Consider the following 6,090-nt stretch of genomic DNA (forward strand, 5'->3'; position numbering starts at 1 on the left):
CCAGCTCGCGACACAGCTGCGTGCGGTCGTGCGGCGACGCGGGGAGGAAGAACTCCAGGTCGTCGTCGCCCACCAGCAGCGGCTCGATGGAGGTCACGGTGATCTGGAGCTTCTCGTTGTACCAGCTCACCCGTCCCCGGACCCCGACCACGTCGTCGACCGAGACGAGGCGATCCAGCCGGTCCGCGTCGTCCCAGATCATCGCGTCCACCGTGCCCGTGCGGTCACCCAGCACGAGCTTGAGGAACGGCTTGGCAGCCTTGGTCTCGCGGCGCTGCTTGTCGTGGACGAGATAGCACGCCGTCACGTCTCCATCGGCCAGATCCGCGATCAGCGGCCACGGGAACGTCTGCCCGCAGAAGACGCGCGGGTCGGGCTTCACGACGGAGCCGCGGAAGAGGGAGGTGCTCACGGCGCCGCCTCCCACACCGTGCGTCCGCCCACGATGGTCCGCACCGCCCGGCACCGCAGCGCCCGGCCGCGGAACGGCGTGTTGCGGCTCAGCGAGAGGAAGGTGCGCGGATCGACCGTCCACTCGGCGTTCGGATCGATGAGCGTGACGTCCGCAGGCTGGCCGCGCTTGAGCGTGCCCCCGCGGATCGACATCGCCCGCGCCGGCGCGCAGCTCATCCGCTCCACCAGCGTGGCCAGGTCGATGAGCCCCGTCGCCACCAGCTCGGTGTAGGAGAGGCCGAGCGCCGTCTCCAGGCCCACGATGCCGTTGGGCGCGTCCTCGAAGGCCTGCTCCTTCTCGTCGTAGTGGTGCGGCGCGTGGTCGGTGGCGATCACGTCCAGCGTCCCGTCTGCCACGCCCCGGCGCACCGCGTCGCGGTCGGCCTCGGAGCGGAGGGGCGGGTTCATCTTCGCGTCGGTGCGGTACAGCTCCACTGCGGCGTCGGTGAGGGTGAAGTGGTGGGGAGATGCCTCGGCGCTGACCCGCACGCCGCGTGCCCTGGCCTCGCGGATCAGCTCCACGCCGCCGCGCGTCGAAACGTGCTGCACGTGCAGGCGGCCGCCGGTGAGCTCCGCCAGCATCAGGTCGCGGGCGATCATCACGTCTTCCGCCGCGTTGGGGATGCCGGTGAGGCCCAGCCGCGTCGCGACGATCCCCTCGTTCATCGACCCGCCGCGCGACAGCGTCAGCTCCTCGGCATGCACGGCCACGGGGAGATCGAACGTCTGCGCGTACTCCAGAGCCAGGCGCATCACCCCCGCGCTGGACACCGGCCGCCCGTCGTCCGTCACGCACACGGCGCCCGCGTGCACCAGCTCGCCGAACTCGGTGAGCTGCTCGCCCATCTGCCCCACGGTAATGCAGCCGGACGGGTAGACGCGGGCCGCCCCGGCGCGCTGTCCCTCCGCGACCACGAACCCGACGGACGCGGGCGAGTCGATGGGCGGCGACGTGTTGGGCATCGCCACGATCGACGTGAAGCCGCCCGCCGCCGCCGCCCGCGCGCCGCTGGAGATGGTCTCCTTGTGCTCCCCGCCGGGCTCGCGAAGGTGCACGTGCACGTCGATCAGCCCCGGCGCGACGACCAGGCCGGAGGCGTCGACCACCTCCGCGCCCTCGTATGCCAGGCCCTCGCCCAGCTCCGCCACCGCCCCGTCGCGGAGGTAGAGGTCGAGCACGGCGTCCAGCCCCTGCGTCGGGTCGATCACGCGCCCGCCGCGGATGAGCAGCGGCCTCACGCGTCGCCTCCGCGCTTGGCGGCTTCGGCCGTCTCCGGAGCGTGGCCGGAGAGGAGGTAGAGCACGGCCATGCGCACGGCGACCCCGTTGGTGACCTGCTGAAGGATGACCGACTGCGGCCCGTCGGCCACGTCGGAGTCGATCTCCACCCCGCGGTTCATGGGGCCGGGGTGGAGGACGAGCACGTTGCGCGGCGCGCTCTCGATGCGGGCGCGCGTAACGCCAAACACGCGGTTGTACTCGCGCAGGCTGGGGATGAAGCCGCCCGTCATCCGCTCCAGCTGGAGGCGCAGGACGTTGAGCACGTCGGCCCACTCGATCGCCTCCTCCACGCGCCGGAAGACGGTTACGCCCATCTCCTCGATGGCCGGCGGCAGCAGCGTGCGCGGCCCGCAGACGGCCACCTGCGCGCCCAGGCGCCGCAGGCCCCAGATGTTGGAGCGGGCCACGCGCGAGTGCAGCACGTCGCCCACGATGCACACCTTCAGCTTGTCGATGGGGCCGCGGTGGTCGCGGATGGTGAGCAGGTCCAGCAGCCCCTGCGTGGGGTGCTCGTGCTTGCCGTCTCCCGCGTTCACCACGTTGCTGGGGATGCGCTCCGCCAGGAAGCGCGCCGAGCCGGAAGACGAGTGGCGGATCACCACCATGTCCACGCCCATCGCCTCCAGGTTGCGCGCCGTGTCCACCAGCGTCTCGCCCTTCTGCACCGAGCTGCCGGTGGTGCTGATGCTCACCGTGTCCGCGCCCATCCGCTTCTCCGCGAACTCGAACGACACCCGCGTGCGGGTGCTGTTCTCGAAGAAGGCGTTCACGATCGTCCGGTTGCGCAGCGCCGGCACCTTCTTGATGGGACGGACGGAGATCTCCTTGAACGTCTCGGCCGTGTCGAGGATGGAAAGGATCTGCTCGCCCGTAAGGTCTTCCAGCGCCAGCAGGTCCTTGCCCAGCGAGGGAGCGGTGGGATGCGCCATCAGCCCGCGCCTCCGCCGCCGTCCACGACTTCGACCCCCAGCGCGCCGCCGTCCGTGCGCGGCACCCGCACCTCCACGCGCCCGCCCGCCGGCACCGGCACCTTCGCGCCCACGATGTCGGCCTGGATCGGCAGCTCGCGTCCCTCGCGGTCCACGAGGACGCACAGGAGCGTGCGGCTGGGCCGGCCGTAGTCCGCCAGCTCATCGAGCGCGGCGCGGACCGTTCGGCCCGTGTACAGCACGTCGTCCACGATCACCACCTGCCGCCCGTCGATGCCGCCCGGCGGGATGTCGCTGCGGCCCACGACGGGGCGCGGGCCCACCGTCATCAGGTCGTCGCGGTACAGGGTGATGTCCAGCGAACCGGTGGGCACCGCCACGCCCTCGGTGCGCTCGATCTCGCGCGCGATCCACGCCGCCAGGTCCACCCCGCGCCGGTGGATGCCGACGAGGACGACGCCCTCGGTGCCGCCCGTGCGTTCCACCACCTCGCGCGCCATGCGCGACAGGGCGCGCTCAACCGCGGCGGTGTCCATGATCGGGCGTCGCTGGGGCTCGGGCATCAGGCCGGATTTCGGGAGGATTTTACGGCGCCGGGAGAGCCCAAACTTACACGCCGCGCACGGGGGGTGTCAACGAAGAGAGCGCCTGGGCAATGACGTTTGGAAAGCGGTCGGAAACAAGGCGAGAGCCTTCAACTCCCGTGCGCTCGTCGGAGCCGAGGTCGTGCAACGATGTGCGGTCGGGAGATGCCGCGCGGGAGCGGCCGCGCCCTGGCGGCTGAAGCCGCGGGCTGCGACGGCGCGAAGGCCGCCTTCGCGGCCTGCTCCCGTGAGTGCGTCGCAGGCGAGGAGCGCCTCCGCTCGATGTGGAGGGGACGGATGACGCCGTGGCGGATGCTACTCCACCGGCTCCTGCTGCGAGTCCGCGCGCGGCTGCTTGCGGCGGGCGCGGAAGAAGGCGCGGAGCATGTCCCCTGCCTCGGCGGCGAGGACGCCGGGCACCAGCTCTACTCGGTGGTTGAGGCGCGGATCCTGGACGAGGTTGCCCAGCGAGCCCGTCATCCCCGCCTTCGGGTCCGGGGCCGCGAAGACGAGGCGCGGAACGCGGGAAAGCACGATGGCGCCCGAGCACATGGTGCACGGCTCCAGGGTCACGTACAGCGAGCACTCCAGCAGCCGCCAGTGCCCGGTCGCCTGCGCCGCACGGCGGATGGCGACCATCTCCGCATGTGCGCTGGGATCCTGGAGCGTGTGCGTCAGGTTGTGCCCGCGCGCCACCAGCTCGCCCCGGCGCACGATCACCGCGCCCACCGGCACCTCTCCCAGCGCCTCCGCCGCGCGCGCCTCCTCCAGTGCCACCCGCATCCACCGCTCGTCTTCCGTATCCGCCATCTCGCCTTTCCGATCATGCCGACGGACGCGCCGAGCGTCGGTGGACGTAGCGCATCGCACGTAGCTGTCCGCAGGAAAGTGCGCGATGAGTCGGATCAAGGAAAGAGGCGGGCACGCAAAGGGACCCCGGCGCGGATGGCGCCGGGGTCCCTTCTGCACTGGACGAGCCGGGATCAGACGGTGGCGGTGTGCGCCGTGGTGAAGCGGCGGAAGAGGCCGCCCACACGCCCCAGGATCTCGAAGTCGTCGTGGTCCTTGACCAGGATGGGGGCGAAGTCGGTGTTCGCCGGCTCCAGCACAACCTGGCCGTCCTTGGCGAAGTAGCGCTTCACCGTTGCGTCGCCGTCCAGGCGCGCCGCCACGATCTCGCCGTCTTCGATGTCCGCCAGGTCGGCGGGCTCCACGAGAACCAAGTCGCCGCTCAGGATGCCCATCCCCTCCATGCTCTTCCCTTTCACCTCCAGGAAGAACGCGTCGGCCGAGCCGGCCAGCTTGCGGTCGATCTCGTACTCGCCGGCCACGTGCTCGCGCAGCAGCGCCGGCTTGCCCGCCGCGATCTTGCCGTAGCAGGGGATGTTGAGCACATCGGGGGACAGGTTCATCCCCAAGATCTTCACGCCGCGCGAACGGGACGCGTCGCGCTCGATGTAGCCCTTGTCGGCCAGCGACTGAAGGTGCTCGGACACCGTCTTGGTCGACTTGATGCCGAACCGTTTCCCGATCTCGCGGATGCTCGGCTGGTAGGTGTTGTCCTTCAGGTAGTCGACCAGGTAGTTCAGGATCCGACGCTCGATCTTCGACAATGACTCAGGCATCGTCGCCTCCCCACGGAACGTTGTAACGTTCCCCTCGTTGGAACCGGATGAGGGGGTATTCTCGCCCGAACGGGCACCCCGCATGAGAATGGAAATCGGGGTTGCGCGCGTCGTCTGCGCGCTCCCCCGTAGTACGACCTCCCGCCATTCCCCCGAACCGACTCCGGCCCGAAAACGTCTCTTTACGGTTTTCCGCGCGCGGCCGTTTACGGCGTATCTCGATACAGGCCGCAACTTAGGCCGGCTGGAAACGAATGTCAACGTTCCTGTTTCTGGGCCTCTCCGGCCGCCTCCAGCCAACCCCGCGCGGCGTCGATCCGGCGGAGCGTGGCGTCGCGCCCCAGCAGCGCGAGCACGGCGTCGATGGGCGGGCTCACCGCCTGCCCGGTCACCGCCAACCGCAGCGGGTGCACCAGCTTGCCGAAACCGAGGCCCGCAGCCTCCGCCGCCTGCCGCAGCGCCGCGTCCAGCCCGGCGGGCTCCCACGGCTCCACCGCGGCCAGCGCGTCTCGCACCTCGGCCAGGCGGCGGGCGGTGTCTGCGCGGTCCTTCCAGTGCTTGGCGACCGCGGCCTCCTCGTACTCCGCCGGGTCGCGCAGGAACATCACGGCCTGCGCGGGGATGTCGAACGTGGCGCGCGAGCGGGGCTTCAGCAGGTCCACCAGCGCCTCCAGCCAATCGCGCCGCTCCTCCGCCTCCGCCTCGCCGATCAGCCCCTCCGCCACGAGCGTGGGGACGACGAGCGGGAGGAGCTGCGCGGCCGGCGTGCGCATCAGGTGCTGGCCGTTCATCCACATCAGCTTCTCCACGTCGAACACCGCGCTCTTCTTGTTGATGCGGTCCAGCGAGAAGAGCTGCACCATCTCGTCCATCCCCATCACCTCGCGGTCCTCGCCGGGCGACCAGCCGAGCAGCGCCAGGAAGTTGTTCAGCGCCTCCGGCAGCAGGCCCAGGCCGGCGTAGTCGCCGACGGCCGTGGCGCCGTGGCGCTTGGACAGCTTCTTCCCGTCGGGCCCCAGGATCATGGGCAGGTGCGCGAACGTGGGCACCTGCGCGCCGAGCGCCTGGTAGAGCAGGATCTGCTTGGGCGTGTTGGAGATGTGGTCGTCGCCGCGGATCACGTGGGTGATGCGCATCTCGATGTCGTCCGACACCACGGCCATGTTGTAGATGGGCGTGCCGTCGGTGCGAAGGACGATGAAGTCCTCGATGTCCTTG

7 protein-coding genes are annotated in these 6,090 nt (G+C 70.5%); all 7 read right to left on the bottom strand.

What is annotated here, in order from left to right:
* On the bottom strand, positions 1-412 hold a 412-nt coding region (locus VFE05_15675; GenBank protein ID HET6231512.1), incomplete at its 3' end, for an OB-fold nucleic acid binding domain-containing protein.
* The gene (locus VFE05_15680) at positions 409-1,692 is read right to left on the bottom strand and encodes a dihydroorotase (GenBank protein HET6231513.1); all 1,284 of its coding nucleotides are present in this window, start codon (positions 1,690-1,692) and stop codon (positions 409-411) included. The genes VFE05_15675 and VFE05_15680, both read right to left, overlap by 4 nt.
* A complete protein-coding gene (locus tag VFE05_15685; GenBank protein HET6231514.1) occupies positions 1,689-2,663 on the bottom strand; it encodes an aspartate carbamoyltransferase catalytic subunit in 975 nt (324 codons plus the stop codon). The genes VFE05_15680 and VFE05_15685 overlap by 4 nt, the downstream gene beginning before the upstream one ends.
* Positions 2,663-3,226, bottom strand: a complete 564-nt coding sequence (gene pyrR / locus VFE05_15690) for a bifunctional pyr operon transcriptional regulator/uracil phosphoribosyltransferase PyrR (protein ID HET6231515.1) — start codon at positions 3,224-3,226, stop codon at positions 2,663-2,665. Before pyrR ends, VFE05_15685 begins: the two co-directional genes overlap by 1 nt.
* Before the next feature lie 336 nt (positions 3,227-3,562).
* Entirely contained in the window at positions 3,563-4,057 is a 495-nt protein-coding gene (gene tadA / locus VFE05_15695) for a tRNA adenosine(34) deaminase TadA (protein HET6231516.1), read from the bottom strand.
* Between the two features lie 173 nt (positions 4,058-4,230).
* Positions 4,231-4,872: a transcriptional repressor LexA gene (lexA, locus tag VFE05_15700; protein HET6231517.1), complete on the bottom strand. Its 642-nt coding sequence runs from the start codon at positions 4,870-4,872 to the stop codon at positions 4,231-4,233.
* Between the two features lie 257 nt (positions 4,873-5,129).
* The coding region (gene gltX, locus VFE05_15705) for a glutamate--tRNA ligase (GenBank protein HET6231518.1) at positions 5,130-6,090 on the bottom strand (961 nt) is incomplete at its 5' end.

The sequence above is a fragment of the Longimicrobiaceae bacterium genome (assembly GCA_035696245.1).
In the GTDB taxonomy this organism is placed as follows: Bacteria; Gemmatimonadota; Gemmatimonadetes; order Longimicrobiales; family Longimicrobiaceae; genus DASRQW01.